We start from the raw sequence: 19587 nt of genomic DNA, 5'->3' as shown, positions 1-19587 counted from the left end.
ACCCTTATTTTTTGTGAGCGTAGTCTACGGGGTTGTGAGGGGCAAATGCTCGACCTTCGATCTCCTTTGGTGGCTGACAGTGAGCCAGTGCCATTCAGTCAAGGGCGACGCGAAGAATTGTTTACATTCTGACACAATGTTTTTTCCTGGATACATACGTTTTCGTTCAGACACCTATTGAGTTTTCTTCGGTGAATCTCAAGAAAAATTAGAGCATTACGGCATGTAACAGAATATTATTGCGGCGTTTAATCCGGCGCGTTGTACGACAGAAAGCATCGCCCAACAGCAGTAAGACATTAAAAAATTGGGGGGGCTATGATAGTTGAACCGTACATCTTGTTTACCAGGATATCGATCACAAAAAATGATAACGGGCAGATATTTACTGAGCCACTGTGGGCAAAAGACCTGAGGCTGCATTTAAACTACATAGAAAATTTCGGCATTTGTTGCCCCGTCGAGCACGACGAGAACACTGCCGAACTTGAAGACATTTCCGACCTGGACATCAAATGGATTTTCGGATTAAAACGGGATTACGGTCTTAAATCCATAATAAAAAACATTTTCCCAAACTTTTTTACCGTAAAAAAAGCCGCCAAAAAAGCGAGCATTGTTCATTCTGACGGCGCAGGCTGGGCGTTTCCCCTGTCATTTTATTTGTTGGCGCTTAAGCCGTTCATGCCGTTTCACTGGGTTATCGTTATCGAGTCCTCTTTCTGGATGCTGGGTAAACGCGAAAGAAAAACCCCGAGAAAACTGATTGAACATCACGTTCATAAATTTTTGCTGACCCGTTGTTTGAAGATCGCCGATTCAAGAGTCTTCACCCAAACGTTCTACAGAAATTATTTTCTGAAAGGTGAGCAGCAACGAACACTTATAAACCCTGCCACCTGGGTTGATGAAGTTAACGTTGCCGACCCGAAAACTGTCGAACTAAGATATCAGAACAGACACGAAAAACCGGTCAGAATATTGTTCCCATCACGCCTGATTAGAGACAAAGGTGTTTTGATTCTGCTCGCAGCCATTAAAAAGCTGAAAGGCACCGATATCAAAATTGACATTACAATCATGGGCTTAGGGCCGTTAAAAGAAAAATGTCAGCGCTTTACCAACCGTGATCACGGCGGCATTAATGTCATTTACCAAGAACCGGTTGATTACGGGCAAGACTTTTTCGAGACCGTCGCCGAATATGACTGGGTGTTGATTCCCACGCTGAAACAAGAACAGCCCAGGATTATCTTTGATGCGTTCAGCCAAGGCGTGCCCGTGATTGGTTCTGACACTTCCGGGATCAGGGACATCACGAACGTAGATAATGCATTTACCTTTGAGATGGGTAATGCCGCCAGCCTGGCAGCGGTCATCAGTCATGTTGCACGCCATTCTGATCTCGCACTCAAGATGGGGCTGGCGGGCTTGGAGTACGCGACGGGCAAGACGCATTTGCAGATGCATCTGGACCGGGAAGCATTCCTCAAGGAAGGTATGAAGACCTGCTAAGCACGACGACTCTATCGCGAAGGGGGAACACGGATATTCCCTGCCCGACACTGGTTTTTCACCCCTTTACCGCACGCCGAGAACTTCAGGTCCTTATCCAGGCACACCCGAACTTCCGACAACGTTGGCCCGTTGCACATCACCGCAATGCCATTTTCCGGAATCCCCGGATTGCTTTGACGGAACATCTGCGCAATTTCCCCGGCCTGGAAGTAGTACGAATCGCTTAAAGGCTGCAATTGTTGCGGAATGCTCACCGCACCAACGGCCGTGTCAGCCGCCTCCAGATACCCCATGGCTCCCAGGCCGCTGCAAGTGCCATGTTTGGCCCATTCATGCTCGAGCAACTTTGGCGTCGCAAACAACGTCAGGCCCTTCGCACGCTCTGCAGCAGACAATCTCACCCTCGGTGGACACGACTGCGGCCAGCCACCGTCGGCGTATTGGGGCCAGAGGCCGTGAAGCACAAAGCCGTAGCCTTTACCGGAGCACTGGATGTCACCTTCATGGGTCAGGCAAAACGTGGGCGACCAGGAAAGCGTCAGCAGGTAGTAATCGAACACGCCCGCCACGGCCTCGGGCCTGTTATTTCTTGAATCCCGGGCGGTGCTCAAGCCAATGCTGCCGAACGTCAACAGAATCAGTACGGCAACCGCGTAAAACTTCTTCATTTGCCCAACCCCGGAGTGAATTATTCGGCAATCAAACGCCACTTCGACCTGACTAGGGTTGGTAGCCTCCCGTGGTCAGGGAAGCCGTCTGCACACGCCGCACATCCAGGGCGGGCCTTGGCGATGGCAGGTTCAACCCGCGCAACACCTCGGAATCGTACCCGTAAACGTCGGGCTTGAACGTCACTCGACCGTCGCTGCTCAGGTCCACTGTCCAGTAAGCCAGCAGCACCGGGACCTTGACCGGCAACCTGATATTTTGTGTCTTGCCATTGGCCAGTTGTTTTTGAATGCCGGCACTGTCCCAGTGAATCGGGTCGTTGAACAGCAACTCAACCAACTGCAGCGGGTTTTCTACCCGTATGCACCCTGAGCTGGTCGCACGCACCGTTTTTGCAAACAACTCGCGGTGCGGTGTGTCGTGCAGGTAAATCGAATACTCGTTGGGGAACCGGATCACCACTTGACCCAACGAACTGTCCGCGCCGGCGTCCTGTCGCAGGGTAATACCTCGCGGGTTCGTCCAGTCGATGGTCGCCGGATCGACCACCGCGCCCTCCCGGTCAATTGCCTTGATACGGTTAGCGTCGAGGTAACCCGGATTCTTCAAGATTTTCGGCAGCACGTCCTCCTTCAGAATCGTCGGCGGCACCGTCCAGGTCGGATTGAACGTGATGTACGTGATTTCGGCCTGAAACACCGGTGTATTGCGGAACGGCTTGCCGACCTGCACCCGGGAACGCCAGATCGGTTGGCCGTCGCGGTACATCGCGACCTTGTACCCGGCGATATCGACAATGACGAACGTGCCCTGAAGTTTATAAAGCAGCCAGCGCGCCCGTTCCATGTTTACCCGCACCTGGTCGATGCGTGCACCGACCGGCACATTCAATGCCGCCAGCGTCGTGGCGCCGGCCATGCCGTCCGCCCCGAGGTATTGCTCGGCTTGGTACTTTTTCACTGCTGCCGTGACGGCGCTGTCGTATTTCGTTCCACGTGCCAATCGCGGGTCAAGGAAACCTCCCGCCACCAAGCGCGCCCGCAACTGCGCAACGGCGGGTTCGTCCATGCCGGGCTTGAGGGAGTGACCTTCGGCAATCACTGGCCAGCCGCCGATGTCCTGCACCTTGCGCAATTGCGCCAAGCCATGACGCAAACCTTGATAGACCGCCTCTTGTGGCGGTGCAATGGCAAACGCCTGGGCGACGTCATGATTATCGAGGGCGGCGAAAAAGTGATTGAAGTCGTCGCGGGGGTCGACATCCGTCGGGTCGAAGTTCCAGTGGATATCGAGCCGCGAAGGGTCGACCTTGCCGCGCCGCAACTGCAGCAACGCGGTGACAAAGGTATGGGTCGCGGCGATATCAAATGCGGCCTGCTGCTCGGGTGTCGGCGCCGACGCCTGCATCGACAACCGCGACCGGGCCAGGTCATCGCCATGGAAATCCGCGGGGCTCAAGCCGTCAGCCTGGGTCGCTTCGAGGCTGTTCAGCAATTGGGTGACATCGTTGTCATTCGTCCAGGCCGCGCGATAGCCACGATGGCTGTAAAAATCCATGACCACCCGATTCACATCCACGCGTTTATATCGCCGTGAAGTGAGCAGCGGTGGAAAAGCCGTACTGAGGGGCGCAAACGTGGCCTGGATCACTTGAGCGACGTTGTCGTCGGGTGCTGCCCATCTTGCGCCGCTCGACGCAATTACCGGCTCGATCGGCGAAGTTTCGGCGTACGCTACACCGCTGATCAGAAAGCCCATAAAAAAGACGCGGCTTATGACGAATAACCTTGTTAACTGCCCCATGGATAATCCTTAATCTCCGCCTTCAACGCCTGGCAAACCTGCTGCTAGACTCGAAATTATCATGATGAGACATCTATATGGCGCTAGACCGCTTTGGCTTTCTATTCACGGCCCTGCTACTGACGATCACGTCAGTACCGTCAGCCTACGCCGATTCGCTGGCGGCCGCCCTTGTCAAAGCGGCGCCCGGCGCGGACGCCAAGGTCATTGCCCTGGCCGTCCGCGCCACTCAATGCACTCAGGCCCAGGGCGCCGCCCCGGCCCAACGACTGGCAGTCATCGATTATTCCATGCCCTCCACCGAACAGCGGTTGTGGGTATTTGACCTGAAAAAACGCAAGTTGCTGTTTCACGAGCTGGTGGCCCACGGTCGCAACAGCGGCGAGAACATGGCCGTCAACTTCTCCAATCAGAACGAAAGCTTTGCCACCAGCCTCGGCTTGTACCGCACCCAGTCTAGCTACGTCGGGCAGAACGGCTATTCGTTGCGCATGGAAGGCCTGGAACCGGGTTTCAACGACAACGCGTTTGACCGGGCGATCGTCATTCATGGCGCGCCCTATGTCAGCCCTGTCCTGGCGCGGGCCAATGGCCGGATTGGCAGAAGCCTCGGCTGCCCGGCCGTCCGGCCTGCCATCGCTCATCGCCTGATTGATTCGATGAAGGATGGGCAGCTGCTGTTTTCCTATTACCCGGACCAGCGCTGGTTGAAATCGTCGTCCTATATCAATTGTGGTGGCGCCACTGTGGCCACTGCTTCCAAAGCCAGCACCCGCCGCTGAATGACGATCATTCGTCAAAACTATAATCCTGGTACCGGTCTTCGAAAAGTCTGCAACGTGAAGTGGGCCCGGCAACAATGGGCCCACACCTGTTTATAATCCGCCCGTTTGCCAGACTTCGAGACCGGTATGACCGCTATCCACATCAAGTTTCCTTCGCTGATCCTCAAAGCCGGTTCACGTGCGTTGACGCGCATCCGTCAAGACGGCTTGAGCGCAATTGATGTGGGCACGCTGCCGGGAGCCGCCGGGGGACCGAAAGCCCTGGGCATTCAAGGTCTGGACCTGGCGCTGTTTGGTGAATGGCTGCCGGCAGCGCCTCGCGAGCGTTCGCTGATTGGGGCATCGGTGGGTTCCTGGCGCTTCGCCAGCGCCTGCCTGCCGGACGCGGCCGAAGGCATCCGTCGCCTCGGTCACTTGTACACCGGGCAGGACTTCGCCAAAGGCGTGACCATGGCGCAGATCTCTCAGAGTTCCCGGCGCATGCTCGATGAATTGCTCGACGGTCGCGATGCCTCGATCCTGGACAATCCCCATTACCGACTGAACATCATGGTGGTCAAAAGCCACGGACTGCTGGCGGACGACCATCGCGGCCGGCTGGGGCTCGGCTTGTCATCGGTGATCGCCGACAACCTTCGCGGCCGGTCACGACTGTCGCGGCATTTCGAACGGCTGATCATCCACGACCCGCGCCTGGCGCCGCCGGTCAACGGGTTGAACGACTTCCCGTCGCGCTTCGTCTCGCTCACTGCCGGCAACCTGCGCCAGGCCCTGCTCGCATCGGGCTCGATCCCGATGGTGATGGAAGGCGTGCGCGAACTGCCGGGGGCCGGTGCCGGCACGTTCCGCGATGGCGGGCTGCTGGACTACCACCTCGACCTGCCCTACAGCGGCAATGACATCGTGCTCTATCCGCATTTCACCGACCGGGTGATTCCCGGCTGGTTTGACAAGACCCTGCCGTGGCGCCGCGCCTGCCCGGCACGCTTGCAGAATGTGCTGCTGCTGGCGCCGTCCCGGGAATATCTGTCGCGCCTGCCGTTCGGCAAACTGCCTGACCGAAACGATTTCAAGCGTTTCATGGGCGATGCGCCAGCCCGCCAGAAATACTGGCGCACGGCCATGGATGAAAGCCGCCGATTGGGTGACGAGTTTCTGGAGCTGGCCGCCAATGGTCGCTTCGGCGAGCGCTTGCTGACCCTTTAGTCAGTGTTTTGTCCAGAGCTCTGGTAAACTCGCCGCCTGCCCACATCGCCGCGGCGATCGCCACCTGACAGAGCTGAAAATCACTGTGGAAATCTTCAAAGAGTTTACGTTCGAATCCGCCCACCGCCTGCCTCACGTGCCGGAAGGCCACAAGTGCGGCCGCCTGCATGGTCACTCGTTCAAAGTAGCGATCCACCTCAGCGGCGACCTCGATCCGCACACCGGCTGGATCCGTGACTTTTCGGAAATCAAGGCGATCTTCAAGCCGCTTTACGAGCGCCTGGATCACAACTACCTGAACGACATTCCCGGTCTGGAAAACCCGACCAGCGAAGTGCTGGCCGTGTTCATCTGGAATGAATTGAAGCCTCTGTTGCCGGAACTCAGTGCGATCCGTATCCATGAAACGTGCACCAGCGGTTGCATCTATCGCGGCGAGTAATCAGCTCTACAACACCCGCAAAACCCTGTGGCGAGGGAGCTTGCTCCCGCTGGACTGCGCAGCAGTCCTTTTTCTGGGGGCCGCTTCGCGACCCAGCGGGACGGTGCGGCGTTCCGACAAGCTCCCTCGCCACAAGTAATGAGTCATGCCTACTTATAGGCATTAGCCCTCAACGCTGTTTTTTATGCCTATGCTTTTTGGCACCCTCTTGCCAAAAGGACGCGCCCATGACTGACTGGCCGCTGGCTCAGACCTTTCGCTTCAACGGACACACCGTGCGTTACGCCGTACGCGGCGACGGCCCGCCCCTGGTGTTCGTTCACGGCACGCCCTTCTCCTCGTGTGTCTGGCACCGGATTGCACCGCATTTCATCACTACACACCGCGTGCATTACTTCGACCTGCTGGGCTACGGCCAGTCAGAGAAAATTGACGGTGATGTGTCGCTGGGGGTTCAGAACCATCTGTTGGCGAACTTGCTCGATCACTGGGGTCTGGACCGTCCGGATGTGGTGGCCCACGACTTCGGCGGCGCGACCGCGTTGCGCGCACATCTGCTCAATGGCAAGGATTACCGCAGCCTGACCCTGATCGATCCCGTGGCGCTGACGCCATGGGGATCGCCGTTTGTGCAGCATGTGCGCCAGCATGAGGCCGCCTTCAGCGGACTGCCCGACTACATCCAGCGAGCCATTGTGCCGGCCTACATTCGTGGGGCAATCAAGCGCGACATCCCGGACGACGAACTGCAACCCTATGTGTCGCCGTGGCTGTGCGATCCGGGGCAAGCGGCGTTTTACCGACAAATTGCGCAGATGGATGAGCGATACACGCGCGAAGTTGAAGGGTTGTACCCGAAGGTCCGGTGCCCGGTGCAGATTTTGTGGGGCGAGGACGATCAGTGGATTCCCATCGAACGCGGCCAAGCGCTGCATCGAATGATTCCAGGATCGCAGTTCCATGCGGTTCCGAACGCGGGGCATCTGGTTCAGGAAGACGCGCCCGAAGCGATCATCGCAGCGTTGCTACGGTTTCTGCCGCAACACAAATCCGCCTGATTTAACCCAATCCACTGTGGGAGCGAACCTGCTCGCGATGGTCGTAATCGATGACGCTGGGAGCCTGGTACCCCGTGGCGATCTCAAGTTCATCGCGAGCAGGCTCGCTCCCACATTTATTTTTGACTGCAGTGGTCAACGCTGCTGGCAGGGATCACTGCTGGCGCGCTAACGTAGAGTCATTGCCTACACGATTCTCTAAAAGGATTCGCCTCATGCACATCATCAACGCCCGCCTGCGCAACCAAGAAGGCCTGCATGAGTTGCACCTGGAAAACGGCCTGATCGGCAGTATTGCCCGGCAGACCGAAGCCCCGACCCTGGGGCCCGATGACCTGGACGCCGGCGGCAACCTGGTGGTGCCGCCCTTCGTCGAACCGCACATCCACCTCGACGCGACCCTCACCGCCGGCGAGCCGCGCTGGAACATGAGCGGCACGCTGTTCGAGGGCATCGAGTGCTGGGGCGAGCGCAAGGTGACGATTACTAAAGAAGACACCAAGACCCGCGCCAGGAAAACCATCCAGACCCTCGCCGCCCACGGCATCCAGCACGTGCGCACCCACGTCGACGTCACCGACCCTTCATTGACAGCGCTCAAGGCAATGCTTGAAGTGCGCGAGGAAAGCCGGCACCTGGTCGACATGCAAATCGTCGCGTTCCCCCAGGAAGGCATCGAGTCGTACCGCAACGGCCGCGAGTTGATGGAAGAAGCGATCAGCATGGGCGCCGATGTGGTCGGCGGCATTCCGCATTTCGAGTACACCCGCGACCAGGGCGTCAGCTCGGTGAAGTTCCTGATGGACCTCGCCGAACGCACCGGCTGCCTGGTGGACGTGCATTGCGATGAAACCGATGACCCGCACTCACGCTTCCTTGAAGTGCTGGCCGAAGAGGCGCGCAGCCGCGACATGGGCGCACGTGTCACCGCCAGCCACACCACGGCGATGGGCTCCTACGACAACGCCTACTGCGCCAAGCTGTTTCGGCTGCTTGGGCATTCAGGGATCAACTTTGTGTCCTGCCCCACCGAAAGCATTCACTTGCAGGGGCGCTACGACAACTTCCCGAAACGCCGTGGCGTGACTCGGGTCAACGAGTTGCTTGAAGCGGGCATCAATGTCTGTTTCGGCCAGGATTCGATTGTCGATCCGTGGTATCCGCTGGGTAATGGCAACATTCTCAGGGTGCTCGAAGCGGGCCTGCACATCTGCCACATGCTCGGTTACCGCAATCTGCAAAGTGCGCTGGACCTGGTGACCGACAACAGCGCCAGGACCTTGGCCTTAGGGGAACGCTATGGACTGGAACGCGGACGGCCGGCGAATTTGCTGATTCTGTCGGCGGACAGCGATTACGAGGTGATCCGCAGTCAGGGCTTGCCGCTGTATTCGGTGCGCGGCGGGAAGGTGTTGATGAAGCGGGAGATGCCGGTGGTGGAGTTCTTTGGCGATCAGGGCTGAGTTCTTTGTTGGCTGGGCGGGCCTCATCGCGAGCAAGCTCGCTCCCACACTGGACCTGTGTCGTTCACAAATCCCCTGTGGGAGCGAGCCCGCTCGCGATGGCGATCTAACTAACAACCCATCAACCGAGCGGTACCAAAAAGACTGACCCGCCACAACTCACCGTCCTTCTCCTCCAGCAAAATCGGCGCCGTGCCGCCGGGCATGACCACGCGAACTTCGCCCGCCGCGACCCATCCAACCCGCCACGCTGCGCACGCCACCGCCGTCGCGCTGGTCCCTGACGAGGCCGTAGGCCCTTCACCACGTTCGAACACACGCGCGACGACTCGCCCCTCGGATTCCAGCATCGCCCACTGCAGGTTCACGCCCGCAGGACAGGGCTGGCCGGCACCCGTCGGCATGGCGTAGGCGATACGCGTCAAACCCTCGGACAACTCAGGCTGACGCATCTGCTCGTTGCTCGGCAAAGCATCCGCGCCGTCCACAAGGGTCACGCAGTGAGGATTACCGACCCGCGCGAACTGGCTTCGCGACCACGCGGCATTGAGTGACGCCAACGGCCGCACGTGACTGAGTTCGCGACCATTAAATGTCACGCTATCGACTCCGTGAGCACTGACCGCATCCGGCCCGAACGACGGCTTGCCCAGGTCCAGCCAGAACCCTTGAACGCCTTCGACCTGCGCCGGTTTCACCGTTGCTTCGCCCGGTGAACGCACATCGGCCTTGTCGTGATGGACCCTGAGCACACACGCCTCATCGTTCGGCCACAGCCCCTGATCGCTGAGCGCCTGGGAAAAAATCGTCAAGCCATTGCCACTGCGCTCGGCGAGGGTGCCATCGGTGTTCACAATCAAGACATCGAACGGCGGCGACGCCTGGAACGGCCCCACCAGCAAACCGTCGCTGCGATGGTCCTTGCTGCCGGGCGGCTGTGTGCCGGGCGCCCAGCCACAACACGCCTCGATCGCTGCCGACGTCCATGCCTCCCGGCTTTGCACCGCGTGACTGGCCTGTTCCGGCAGATCGATACCGTTGCGGCGCAATTCTTCGGGCGCCACAACCACATAGATATTGCCTCGTGCATCGTACATCCGCGCCATGGCGCCCTCCCCGCTGCAATTGATGAGTCTGGCGCAACATATCGCGAAACACGGCCCGGCTGTGCAACGATGTCGCCCTGCTGACCGAGAAACCGTCCGGGCACTGATCGAACCTCACCGGTGAGTCACTGTCCCTTGGGGACGCGCCGTTTTTTACCAAGGATTGATATGACCAGCCTCAACACCTCAAGCACATTCGTTCCCGGGCGCCTGGAGCAAATGTCCACGCGCATCGCCTTTTTCATCGCCGGCCTCGGCATCGCCGCGTGGGCGCCGCTGGTGCCGTACGCCAAGGCGCGCGCCGGACTGGATGAAGGGACGCTCGGCTTGTTGCTGCTGTGCCTGGGCGTCGGCTCGATCCTGGCCATGCCGATGGCCGGACTGCTGGCCTCACGCTTCGGCTGCCGGCGGGTAACTGCCGGCGGGACATTATTGATCTGTGCGGCGCTGCCATTGCTGGCAACGGTCTCGTCGGTGCCGGCCTTGATCGCCACCCTGTTCATGTTCGGTGCCGGGCTCGGCACGGTGGATTCAACGGTGAACCTGCAGGCGGTGATCGTCGAACGCGCCAGCGGCAAGAACATGATGTCGGGTTTCCATGGGCTGTTCAGTCTCGGCGGGATCGTCGGCGCAGCGGGGGTCAGCGCCCTGCTCGGCTTCGGTTTTTCGCCGCTGGGGGCCATGCTGGTGGTCATCGTGTGCCTGGTGCTGGCACTAATCAAAGCCGCGCCGCATCTGTTGCCCTATGGCAGTGAAAGCGCCGGCCCGGCGTTTGCCGTGCCCCACGGGATCGTGCTGTTCATCGGCGGCATGTGCTTCATCGTGTTCCTGGCCGAAGGCGCGGCGCTCGACTGGAGTGCGGTGTTCCTGACGCAGGAGCGCGGGATCGACACGGCGTATGCAGGGCTGGGTTACGCCGCGTTTGCGCTGACCATGACCATCGGGCGGTTGACCGGTGACAGGATCGTCCGGCGCCTGGGCTCGACGCGCGTCATTGTGTTCGGTGGCCTGACGGCCGCGTCGGGCCTGGCGCTGGCGACATTCGCCCCGTCCTGGGAGGTCGCGTTGCTCGGTTATGCCTTCCTGGGCGCAGGTTGTTCAAACATCGTGCCGGTGCTGTACACGGCGGTGGGCAAACAGACGGTCATGCCGGAACACATTGCCGTGCCGGCGATCACGACCTTGGGGTATGCGGGGATTCTTGCCGGGCCTGCGGTGATCGGGTTCATTGCCCACGGCAGCAGTTTGAGTTTTGCGTTTGGGTTGATGGCGGTGTTACTGGTTGCCGTTGCCATTGGCGGAAAAGTGTTGAAAGTCTAAAAAAGCATCGTCGGAACGCCGCCCGGAGCAGGCTCACTCCCACATTGGATCTGTGTCGTTCACAAATCCAGTGTGGGAGCGAGCCTGCTCGCGATGAATTCAACTGGGTCTATCAGAACCCAACACTGGCCTGAACAAAGAACGTACGCGGCGCCCCTACATACATCCCCGAATTATTGTCGCTGGATCGCGTGAAGTACTGCTTGTCGAAAATGTTCTTGATCCCCGCCCCAAGCTTCAGGTTCGACACCTGCGGACCGAAGTCATAACCGCCACGCACGTTCCAGGTGACGTAGCCCGGGATGTCGCCGTATTGGCCATCCGCGGTGCCTTCGGTGATGTAATTGTGAGTGAAGCTACCGTCCGCATTCACGGCAACGCCCGGTGAGCGCTGCTTGGATTGGGCAAAGGCATCCACGTTGTAGGTCCAGCGGTCGATGTCGTAACGCAGGCCGGCAGTCACCACCTGGCGCGAGTAGAACGGCAAGTCACGGCCCTTGAAGTCCGGAATCTCGCCTTCGTACACGGCACGGGTGTAAGTGAAACCGGCGTTGGCGGTCAGGCCGTCGAGGCGTGGGTCCAGCGCCGACATGTCGTAGTGCACCGACGCCTCGAGCCCGCGGTGCGTGGTCGCGCCGAGGTTGGTCCAGCCGGCATCGTTGCTGATGTATTGCAGCTCTTTATCGAAGTCGATATAGAACAGCGTCACTTCGCCGCCCCACACATCATCGTTGTAGCGCGTACCGATTTCGTAGGTCTTGGCCTTTTCCGGCTCCAGGCCATTGGCGGTGCTGTCGCCCGAGCCACCCTGGCCGAGCTGGAAATACTGCAGGCTGCCGAACGAGGTTTCGTAGTTGGCGAACAGTTTCCAGGCATCGGAAATGTGATACATCACGCTCAGGGCCGGCAGCGGTTCATTGCTTTCGATGCTGCGGTGCTTCTCCGGCACCGGTTTGCCGGCCGTGTCGAGTACCGGGCGGTCATGCCAGTCAGTGCTGATGTGCTCGAAGCGGATGCCCGGGGTTACTGTCCATTTGCCGACATCGATCTTGTTGTCGACGTAGACCGAGTTGGCCTCAGTGCCACCGGTGCGGTCCTGGTACACATGGCCGTCCGAGGTCTTGGTCGCGACGGGTTCGTTGTTGACCAGCGCCAGGCGGCTGGCCTCTTCGTGCATGGCTTCTTTCAAGTAGCGATAACCGACACTGACTTCCTGGGTGGTCGGACCGACGTCGAACACATGGGACACCCGTGGTTCGATCCCCAGCGTGTAGTAGGAACGCGGGAAGGAGCCGAGGGTTTTCTGGTCGCGCGCGGCGATGTTGCTGCCACGAAAACTGTCGGTGTAGTAGGTCAACACTTCCGCCTGGGTGCGGTCATCGATCTGCCGCGCCCATTTGAACGAAACGTCCTTGCGCCGCCCGCTGAAATTGTCGTTGTTGCGGTCGGACTGAAACGGATCGGCGTCGTACTGCGCCTGGGTCAGGCCGCCGGGCATGTCGGCGTTGGCGTCGTAGTAGTGAAAGTTGAGACTGAAATCGTCGACCTCGGTGGGCGCCCAGTGGGTCTTGAGGATCACGTCGTCGATGTCGTTACCGTTGTTGCGCTCACGGTAGCCGTTGCCGTTGACGCCGGTGTACAGCAACGCCACGCCCATGCCGTTGTCGGCGGTGCCGCCGGCGAACGCGGTGTCGATGTGCTTCCAGCCACCGTGCTGGGAGGTTTCCAGGGTCGTGCCGATTTCAGCCGAAGCTTTTTCCGGGATCGCCCGGGTGACGAAGTTGATCACGCCCCCCACGTTCTGCGGCCCATAACGCACGGAGCCGGCGCCGCGAACCACGTCGATGCTGTCGAGGTTGCCGGAAGAAATCGGCGCCATGGACAGTTGCGGCTGGCCGTACGGGGCGAACGCCGCCGGCACGCCGTCGATCAGCACGGTGGAGCGTGGCGACAGGCGCGAGGTCAGGCCACGGACACCGACGTTCAGGGAAATGTCACTGCCACCGGTGCCATTGGCGTCCTGCACCTGCACGCCGGGCACGCGCTTGAGCACGTCGCCGACGTTCATTGCGCCCTGCTCGATCATGGCTTCGCGGCGGATCACCGTGCGCGCGCCAGGATGATTCTGCACCACGGCGGCATCGGCATCACCCAGCCAGTCGCCGACCACTTTGATGTCGGTCACACCCAGTTCCAGCGGGCCGTTCGCGGCAGAAGTCGGTGCCGGCGTGAGGGTGACCGAACCTTCATCGATCTGGTACTCCAGACCACTGCCCTGCAGCAATTGGCGCAAGGCCTGTTCCGGCGAAAGGTTGCCTTCCACGGCCGGTGCTTGTTTGCCGGCAACCAGTTCAGGACTGAAAAAAACCTGCAGCGAGGTTTGCTGGCCGAGCTCACTCAAGGCCTGACCCAGCGGCTGCGCCGGGATACGGATCGCGTCAGCGGCGAATGCCTGAGGCAGGGCCGAGCTGATGGCCAGGGCCAGTGCGAGGCGCAGCCAAGCGGATTTATTGTTTTTAGCGGTGGTTTTCTTCACGTCGAACGTTGTCCTGTGGATCGCAAGCGTATGCGTTTGTTAATGCAAACCAGTTGCAGTTGGACAAGAAGACGAAGAACTCCAAAAAAACCTGAATTTATTTTGAAATTATTTGCTGGCTGCCGTCATCGAGGGTGCGCACGGCCACCGGCAGAATGTTCGGCAGGGCCTTGAGCAGCGCGTCGGTGTTGTCGGATTTGAACACGCTGGTCAGGCGCAGATTGCCCACTTTGTCGTTACCGACCGTGAGTGGTTTTTCCCGGTAACGCGAGACTTCCACGGCGACTTCGCTGAGGCTGGCGTTGTTGAACACCAGTTTGCCGCTGCGCCAGGCCGTCAGTTCTGCAGGGTTGACCGCGTAGGCGGCGGCCACATTGCCCTGGGCATCGACACGCGTGCCAAGGCCCGCGGTGAGGCTGATGAAATCGCTGTCGGCGGCGTCCAGGCCCTGGACCTTGACGGTGCCCTGCTCCACCACCACCCGGGTTTCGCCGGTGTCGCGGCGCACATCGAAACGGGTGCCGGTGACCGTTACCTTGCCGCTGCCCGTCTCGACCACGAACGGCCGGCTGGTGTCGTGTTCGACGCTGAACATGGCTTCGCCTTCCACCAGTTCGATGCCGCGACGGTCCTTCTCAAACTGCACCTGCACCCGGCTGCGGCTGTTCAGATCAATCACCGAACCGTCCGGCAACGCCACATGGCGCCGCTCGCCCAGCGCCGTCGAGTACTCGGCGGTGTACGGCGCCGGATGATTCAAACCGCTGAACAGCCCAAGCCCGAGCGCCACGGTCAGCACGCTGGCGGCCACCGCATAACGCACCAGTGGCCGACGCTGGTTGCGCGTCGGAGGCGTTTCGCACAAGGCTTGCAAGCGCTGGGGTGGCAGCAGGTCTGCCGCCGACCACAAGCTCTGAAGCAGCTGGAACTCATGGCGATGCTGAGGATGTTCGTCCAGCCAGGTTTCGAAACGCTGGTATTCCAGGACATCCACGGCCGGTTCCTGCAAGCGCACAAACCAGCGCGCCGCCTCGTCGCGAACCGTTGTTTGCCCGCACGCACAATCACGAGTATCCATCATGGAAGTTCCTGTTTGGCCGGGGATGAGAAGACGCCGCCGCTCATGGGTGCAATCCGTCAAGGCGGTCGCGCAGATGCCGCAGCGTGCGGATCATATACTTTTCCACCATATTCTTGGACAGTCCCAGGCGTTCGGCGATTTCAGCCTGGGTCAGGCCTTCGATCTTCTGCCAGACGAACACCTTGCGGCAGTTGATGGGCAACTCGGTCAGCGCCCGCTCGATGGAATCCGCCAACTGGATCGCATGCATGAAATGCTCCGGGTCGCCGGACGACGACGCACTGTGATCAATCGCCTCGGATTCCATGGCGCCCCGCCGATCCTCGCGCCGATAGCCATCCACCGCGATGTTGCGTGCGGTCTGGTGCAAGTACGCCCTGGGTTGCTCCACCGCCGCCGAATCGGACTCAAGCACCCGCACGAACGTATCGTGGGCCAGATCCTCGGCCTGCTGACGGTTTCTCAGGCGACGGGTCCAGGTGCCAACCAACTCTTCGTAATGCTCGAAAAAGCGGTGTCTGCGGGGCAACTTGGGGGTCATTGCGGCGTGCTGTGGAGACGGGGCGTGAATAGTAATGCTTCCTATTAACCGGAAGCAATGGCTTCCAGACCGGCGCCGCCTCGCCATGCAGCGAGAAAAGTTGATTTAGGCACAGAGGCAAAGGATTCTGGCAGGAATTTAAAAGAAGCCAGCCACCGGCTGTAGCAAAGTGCAGCTATGCCTCACACCGGCTTTACCCAAGGTATTCAGACATGTTCACAGCTTTAGCGTCGCTCAAAAGAAAACCGCTTGCACGACTGGCCCTGGCCATTTCCTTGGGCACGCTCGGCCTGCCTTGCTGGATGTCCACTGCCCAGGCCCACGGTGGTCACGCCGAAATGGTGCCCCTGCAATCGACCCTGGAAGACTTTGGCGCCTCGGTCAAATGGGACGACTATTCGCACGTATTCACCATTGCCAAGGACGGTGTCTTCCTCAAGGTCAAGCCGGACAGCAAAGTGGCCATGCTCAACGGCAAACGCATGGAGCTGACGGTGCCGGTGGTGTTCAAGAACCAGACCGCGTTCATGTCCAAGGACTTCATCAACCAGGTCTTCCAGTCTGGCCTGGACAAGACCTTTGTCGTCGAGACCCGCCCCAACCCGCTCAACCCCCTGAGCGCGGACGAAATCAAGACCGCAGTGGACATCGTCAAGCACTCGGAGCATTACCAGACCGGTTTCCGCTTCACCGAAGTCTCGGTCAACGAGCCGCCCAAGGACCAGGTGTGGAACTTCGTCTACACCGGCCAAAACGTTTCCCAGCCGCGCCAGGCCAATATCGTGGTGCTCGACGGCAAGCATGTGATCGAGGGCCTGGTGGACCTCGACAGCAAGACGCTCAAGTCCTGGAAGCCGATCGAAGGCGCGCATGGCATGGTGCTGCTGGACGACTTCGCCACTGTGCAGTCGGCGGTCGAAAACAGTCCCGAGTACGCGCAGGCCCTCGCCAAGCGCGGCATCAACGATGTGAAGAAAGTCGTGGCCACGCCGTTGACCGTTGGTTACTTCGATGGCAAGGACGGCCTGGCGCAAGACAAGCGCCTGCTGAAAATCGTCAGCTACCTCAATACCGATGACGGCAACTATTGGGCTCACCCGATCGAAGGCCTGGTGGCGATTGTCGATCTTGAGCAGAAGAAGCTGATCAAGATCGAAGACGAGGCGCTGATCCCGGTTCCGATGAAGCCGACCCCTTATGACGGGCGTGGACGTGCCGGCGTGCAGGTCAAGCCGTTGGAAATCATCGAGCCTGAAGGCAAGAACTACACCATCTCCGGCAACAGTATTCATTGGCAGAACTGGGACTTCCATGTTCGCCTCGACTCGCGCGTCGGCCCGATCCTGTCCACGGTCACTTACGACGACAAGGGCAAAAAACGCAAAATCATGTACGAAGGCTCCCTGGGCGGCATGATTGTGCCTTACGGCGATCCGGACGTCGGCTGGTACTTCAAGGCGTACCTCGATTCCGGCGATTACGGCATGGGCACCTTGACCTCGCCGATCGCCCGAGGCAAAGACGCCCCGGAAAACGCCGTGCTCCTGGACGCGACCATTGCCGACTACACCGGCGCACCGACCGCCATCCCACGCGCCATGGCGGTATTCGAACGCTACGCCGGCCCGGAATACAAACACCAGGAAATGGGTCAGCCCAACCTCAGCACCGAACGTCGCGAACTGGTGGTGCGCTGGATCAGCACCGTCGGCAACTACGACTACATCTTCGATTGGGTCTTCCAGCAGAACGGCACCATCGGCATCGACGCCGGCGCCACCGGCATCGAAGCGGTCAAGGGCGTGAAATCGAAAAACATGCACGAAGACACGGCCAAGGAAGACACGCGCTACGGCACGCTGCTGGACCACAACATCGTCGGCACCACGCACCAGCACATCTACAACTTCCGCCTGGACATGGACGTGGACGGTGAAAGCAACTCGCTGGTGGAAGTGAACCCGGTGGTGGTCCCGAATGACCGGGGCGGACCACGGACCAGCACCATGCAGACCGAACACAACGTAGTCAGCACCGAACAGCAGGCCGCACAGAAATTCGACCCGTCGACCGTTCGCCTGCTGACCAACTTCGGCAAGGAAAACAAAGTCGGCAACCCGGTTTCCTATCAGTTGATCCCGTATGCCGGCGGCACGCACCCGGTGGCCAAGGGCGCCAACTTCGGCAAGGACGAATGGCTCTATCACCGCCTGAGCTTCATGGACAAACAACTGTGGGTCACGCGCTACAACCCTGAAGAGAAATACCCGGAAGGCAAGTACCCGAACCGTTCGGACAAGGACGCAGGCCTGGGGCAGTTCACCCAGGACAACCAGTCCATTGAAAACACCGACGATGTGGTCTGGCTGACCACCGGCACCACGCACATCGCGCGGGCCGAGGAATGGCCGATCATGCCGACCGAGTGGGTTCACGTGCTGCTGAAACCGTGGAACTTCTTCGATGAAACACCGACGCTGAACCTCAGCGCACCGAAGTAAACACCACACAAATCCCACTGTAGGAGCGAGCTTGCTCGCGATGAACGTCAACGATGACGCGGGCGGTCTGACCACCCACGTTGTCCGGACGTTTTTCGCGAGCAAGCTCGCTCCTACAGGGGGATCAGCGGATCATTGGACTACCAAAATCTTCCCGATCATCTGCGGATGCAGCGCGCAGAAATACTCGAATTCCCCCGGCGTGTTGAACACCCAGGAAAAGCTGTCATGGGTATCCAGCGCCCCCGAGCGGAATACCTTGTGGGTCTCGGCCACCGTATGCGGGATCTCGTCATCGTTCACCCACGTCACTTTGGTGCCCACCGCCACGGTCATGTCCTTGGGCCCGAACATGAACTCCTTGATATCGATGTTCACGTCCTGAGCCCAGACCGGCATCGACAGCAACAGGCAGACCAGCGCCAACAGTCGCTTTTTCATTGCCTCGCCCCCCCTTAGACCAGTGTCGAATCGATCAGCGCCAGCGGATGATCACCCTGCGTCGCTCGCACATCGGTAATCCCCAGGTAATTGCGCAGTTGTTCCGCCGCCACCGTCATCGGCCCCGGTGAGGGCGCCGCTCCCGGTGCGGGTTGTGGATAAGCCGTGCCGCGGGCGGTGTGGAAGGTAATGTTGCCTTCGACCTTCTGGATCACCTGGTGAATGTGCCCGTTCAACACCGTCACCGAACCGTACTTGCGCAGCATGGCAATCGCCTGATCGCCATCCTCGGTGCCCCAGCCCCACGGCTGATAAACGGTCCACAACGGAATATGGGTAAACACCACGATGGGCGTGCTGCTCGTCACGGCGCGCAAGTCGTCGGCCAGCCACGCCAGTTGATCGGCGCCGAGGGTCGCTTCATGGCCGGCCTGGAAGTTGAAGACATTCACCAGCGCAATAAAATGCACGCCGTGGTCATCGAAGCTGTACCAGCCATTGCCTTTGGTGCCCTTGCCGTAACGTTCCAGGTAGAGCTTGCCACCGCCCTCGTCGAGGGTGTCGTGCTCGCCCGGCACGTAGTGCACGGTGGACGGCAGGCCTTTGAGCAGCTGTGCGGCGGTGTCGAATTCCTCGGCTTTGGACAGGTGGGTGATATCGCCGGTGTGCAGAATCAGCGATGGCCGTTTCGGCAGCGCGATGACCTTGTCGATGGCCACCTGCAAGGTCTTCAGCGGGTCGGGGTTGGCCTCCTTGTTGAAGCCGATGTGCGAGTCGCTGATCTGCACGAAATGAAACGTGCTGGCCAGCGCCTTGGGGTCGGCGACGTTGCCCGCTTCATCCAGCGCAAAGGCCCGGGGAATACCCCCGCTCAGGGCCCAGATCACGCCGGCCCCGGCCCACGCCGAGCATTTCAGAAGCGTTCGACGGTCAGGGTTGAGCGGGCCGTCTGTGCGCAGTGGGTGTTTTGCTTGAATGTCCATCGGTATGCCCTCGCTGGCGGACTACAGTGATGTAGCTGACAGGAAGTACAACCGGGCAAAACGGTTTTTTATTCCACGTCACCATTCCCTGTAGCAGCTGCCGAGGCACGAGGCTGCGTCAGGCTGCGCAGCGG

16 protein-coding genes are annotated in these 19587 nt (G+C 59.8%); 8 read left to right on the top strand and 8 right to left on the bottom strand.

All coding sequences use genetic code 11. The features are described from left to right. The first annotated feature begins 318 nt into the window (after positions 1-318). Positions 319-1515 carry a glycosyltransferase family 4 protein gene (locus EJA72_RS05895; protein ID WP_157710573.1) on the top strand — a complete coding sequence of 399 codons (1197 nt, stop codon included), beginning with the start codon at positions 319-321 and terminating at the stop codon, positions 1513-1515. An 11-nt stretch (positions 1516-1526) separates the two neighbouring features. Here EJA72_RS05895 and EJA72_RS05890 read toward each other — a convergent pair whose 3' ends face one another. Next, positions 1527-2186 (bottom strand): ribonuclease T2, encoded by a 660-nt coding sequence (locus EJA72_RS05890; protein ID WP_157710572.1) that lies wholly within the window; start codon positions 2184-2186, stop codon positions 1527-1529. Positions 2187-2238: 52 nt separating this feature from the next. Continuing rightward, on the bottom strand, positions 2239-3990 hold the full coding sequence (locus EJA72_RS05885) for a murein L,D-transpeptidase (RefSeq protein WP_157710571.1): 1752 nt from the start codon (positions 3988-3990) through the stop codon (positions 2239-2241). A 77-nt stretch (positions 3991-4067) separates the two neighbouring features. Here EJA72_RS05885 and EJA72_RS05880 point away from each other — a divergent pair, with 77 nt between their 5' ends. The 5 genes from EJA72_RS05880 to codA all read left to right on the top strand — a co-directional run bounded on the left by EJA72_RS05880 (position 4068) and on the right by codA (position 8944). Next, positions 4068-4772 carry a murein L,D-transpeptidase catalytic domain family protein gene (locus tag EJA72_RS05880; RefSeq protein WP_157710570.1) on the top strand — a complete coding sequence of 235 codons (705 nt, stop codon included), beginning with the start codon at positions 4068-4070 and terminating at the stop codon, positions 4770-4772. A 129-nt stretch (positions 4773-4901) separates the two neighbouring features. After that, positions 4902-5981 carry a patatin-like phospholipase family protein gene (locus tag EJA72_RS05875; RefSeq protein WP_157710569.1) on the top strand — a complete coding sequence of 360 codons (1080 nt, stop codon included), beginning with the start codon at positions 4902-4904 and terminating at the stop codon, positions 5979-5981. 85 nt (positions 5982-6066) lie between these two features. Continuing rightward, positions 6067-6423 carry a 6-carboxytetrahydropterin synthase QueD gene (queD, locus tag EJA72_RS05870; protein ID WP_178129093.1) on the top strand — a complete coding sequence of 119 codons (357 nt, stop codon included), beginning with the start codon at positions 6067-6069 and terminating at the stop codon, positions 6421-6423. A 227-nt stretch (positions 6424-6650) separates the two neighbouring features. Continuing rightward, positions 6651-7481 carry an alpha/beta fold hydrolase gene (locus EJA72_RS05865; protein ID WP_157710568.1) on the top strand — a complete coding sequence of 277 codons (831 nt, stop codon included), beginning with the start codon at positions 6651-6653 and terminating at the stop codon, positions 7479-7481. A 215-nt stretch (positions 7482-7696) separates the two neighbouring features. Then, on the top strand, positions 7697-8944 hold the full coding sequence (gene codA, locus EJA72_RS05860) for a cytosine deaminase (RefSeq protein ID WP_157710567.1): 1248 nt from the start codon (positions 7697-7699) through the stop codon (positions 8942-8944). Between the two features lie 110 nt (positions 8945-9054). Here codA and EJA72_RS05855 read toward each other — a convergent pair whose 3' ends face one another. Then, positions 9055-10050 (bottom strand): diaminopimelate epimerase, encoded by a 996-nt coding sequence (locus EJA72_RS05855; RefSeq protein ID WP_157710566.1) that lies wholly within the window; start codon positions 10048-10050, stop codon positions 9055-9057. Between the two features lie 168 nt (positions 10051-10218). On the opposite strand from EJA72_RS05855, the gene EJA72_RS05850 reads away from it, so the two are divergent. Continuing rightward, positions 10219-11370 (top strand): MFS transporter, encoded by a 1152-nt coding sequence (locus EJA72_RS05850; protein WP_157710565.1) that lies wholly within the window; start codon positions 10219-10221, stop codon positions 11368-11370. Between the two features lie 112 nt (positions 11371-11482). Here the strand turns inward: EJA72_RS05850 and EJA72_RS05845 are convergent, their stop codons facing one another. The 3 genes from EJA72_RS05845 to EJA72_RS05835 all read right to left on the bottom strand — a co-directional run bounded on the left by EJA72_RS05845 (position 11483) and on the right by EJA72_RS05835 (position 15528). Continuing rightward, positions 11483-13906, bottom strand: coding sequence for a TonB-dependent receptor (locus EJA72_RS05845; RefSeq protein WP_178129091.1), 2424 nt, complete (start codon positions 13904-13906; stop codon positions 11483-11485). A 97-nt stretch (positions 13907-14003) separates the two neighbouring features. Next, positions 14004-14987 (bottom strand): FecR family protein, encoded by a 984-nt coding sequence (locus tag EJA72_RS05840; protein ID WP_157710564.1) that lies wholly within the window; start codon positions 14985-14987, stop codon positions 14004-14006. 40 nt (positions 14988-15027) lie between these two features. Further along, positions 15028-15528 (bottom strand): sigma-70 family RNA polymerase sigma factor, encoded by a 501-nt coding sequence (locus EJA72_RS05835; protein WP_157710563.1) that lies wholly within the window; start codon positions 15526-15528, stop codon positions 15028-15030. A 212-nt stretch (positions 15529-15740) separates the two neighbouring features. Between EJA72_RS05835 and tynA the strand changes: the two genes are divergently transcribed. Further along, positions 15741-18029 carry a primary-amine oxidase gene (gene tynA, locus EJA72_RS05830; protein WP_157710562.1) on the top strand — a complete coding sequence of 763 codons (2289 nt, stop codon included), beginning with the start codon at positions 15741-15743 and terminating at the stop codon, positions 18027-18029. A gap of 132 nt (positions 18030-18161) precedes the next feature. Here the strand turns inward: tynA and EJA72_RS05825 are convergent, their stop codons facing one another. Both EJA72_RS05825 and EJA72_RS05820 read right to left on the bottom strand, forming a co-directional pair. Continuing rightward, positions 18162-18470: a plastocyanin/azurin family copper-binding protein gene (locus tag EJA72_RS05825; protein ID WP_157710561.1), complete on the bottom strand. Its 309-nt coding sequence runs from the start codon at positions 18468-18470 to the stop codon at positions 18162-18164. Between the two features lie 14 nt (positions 18471-18484). After that, positions 18485-19453 (bottom strand): metallophosphoesterase, encoded by a 969-nt coding sequence (locus tag EJA72_RS05820; RefSeq protein ID WP_157710560.1) that lies wholly within the window; start codon positions 19451-19453, stop codon positions 18485-18487. Between the last annotated feature and the right edge of the window lie 134 nt (positions 19454-19587).

The sequence above is a fragment of the Pseudomonas sp. PB120 genome, from assembly GCF_009761815.1.
In the GTDB taxonomy this organism is placed as follows: Bacteria; Pseudomonadota; Gammaproteobacteria; order Pseudomonadales; family Pseudomonadaceae; genus Aquipseudomonas.
The sequence above is the reverse complement of the archived record's forward strand: the minus strand, read 5'-3'. Positions and strand labels throughout refer to the sequence as shown.

Bases quoted from the DNA above. Each gene is read 5' to 3' on its own strand.
- EJA72_RS05895 (WP_157710573.1), top strand. From the start codon at position 319: ATGATAGTTGAACCGTACATCTTGTTTACCAGGATATCGATCACAAAA.
- EJA72_RS05890 (WP_157710572.1), bottom strand. From the start codon at position 2,186: ATGAAGAAGTTTTACGCGGTTGCCGTACTGATTCTGTTGACGTTCGGC.
- EJA72_RS05885 (WP_157710571.1), bottom strand. From the start codon at position 3,990: ATGGGGCAGTTAACAAGGTTATTCGTCATAAGCCGCGTCTTTTTTATG.
- EJA72_RS05880 (WP_157710570.1), top strand. From the start codon at position 4,068: ATGGCGCTAGACCGCTTTGGCTTTCTATTCACGGCCCTGCTACTGACG.
- EJA72_RS05875 (WP_157710569.1), top strand. From the start codon at position 4,902: ATGACCGCTATCCACATCAAGTTTCCTTCGCTGATCCTCAAAGCCGGT.
- EJA72_RS05865 (WP_157710568.1), top strand. From the start codon at position 6,651: ATGACTGACTGGCCGCTGGCTCAGACCTTTCGCTTCAACGGACACACC.
- codA (WP_157710567.1), top strand. From the start codon at position 7,697: ATGCACATCATCAACGCCCGCCTGCGCAACCAAGAAGGCCTGCATGAG.
- EJA72_RS05855 (WP_157710566.1), bottom strand. From the start codon at position 10,050: ATGGCGCGGATGTACGATGCACGAGGCAATATCTATGTGGTTGTGGCG.
- EJA72_RS05850 (WP_157710565.1), top strand. From the start codon at position 10,219: ATGACCAGCCTCAACACCTCAAGCACATTCGTTCCCGGGCGCCTGGAG.
- EJA72_RS05840 (WP_157710564.1), bottom strand. From the start codon at position 14,987: ATGATGGATACTCGTGATTGTGCGTGCGGGCAAACAACGGTTCGCGAC.
- EJA72_RS05835 (WP_157710563.1), bottom strand. From the start codon at position 15,528: ATGACCCCCAAGTTGCCCCGCAGACACCGCTTTTTCGAGCATTACGAA.
- tynA (WP_157710562.1), top strand. From the start codon at position 15,741: ATGTTCACAGCTTTAGCGTCGCTCAAAAGAAAACCGCTTGCACGACTG.
- EJA72_RS05825 (WP_157710561.1), bottom strand. From the start codon at position 18,470: ATGAAAAAGCGACTGTTGGCGCTGGTCTGCCTGTTGCTGTCGATGCCG.
- EJA72_RS05820 (WP_157710560.1), bottom strand. From the start codon at position 19,453: ATGGACATTCAAGCAAAACACCCACTGCGCACAGACGGCCCGCTCAAC.